Genomic DNA, 557 nt, shown 5'->3' with positions numbered 1-557 from the left:
ACATTGCGCCGGCCGCCGGGCTGCGCGAGCGCAAGCGTGAGCAGACCCTGCAGCGGCTGACGGAAGCGGCGATGAAGCTGTTTCTGGCCAAAGGCTACGAGGCTACCACGCTGGACGATATCGCGGCCGCCGCCGAGATCTCGCGCCGCAGCTTCTTCCATTATTTCGCGTCCAAGGAAGATGTCGTGGTGGCGTGGCAGGATCGCAGCGCCGATGCCCTGACCGCTGCCATCGCCGAACGCCCTGCTGATGAATCGATGATCACCGCAGCAGAGAATGCGATCCTGACCATGACTCGGCACCTCAACCCCGAGGATGCCATCGCCATTGCCCGGTTGAAGCGCGAAACGCCAGCACTGCAGGCGCGCGAGCAGCTCAAATACGAGAAGATGGAACGCGCGATGGCGGGGGCGCTTGCAGCGCGCGCCAGCGACAAGACCGGTCAGACGCGGGCGCGACTGGTGGCAATGATCACCACCGGCGCCATCCGGATCGCGAGCGAGAACTGGCTGACCCAAGGCGCGCGCGAAAAGCCGGACGTGCTGGTCAGGCGCATG

General features: G+C 65.4%; 1 protein-coding gene. It reads left to right on the top strand.

Going from position 1 to position 557, the window contains the following annotated elements:
* The coding region (locus tag AC1DS5_RS25440; RefSeq protein ID WP_477721020.1) for a TetR/AcrR family transcriptional regulator at window positions 1–557 on the top strand (557 nt) is incomplete at both ends.

The sequence above is a fragment of the Polaromonas sp. P4_H1 genome, from assembly GCF_056400945.1.
Note: the sequence above shows the minus strand (reverse complement) of the source record. Positions and strands in the feature narration are given on the sequence as shown.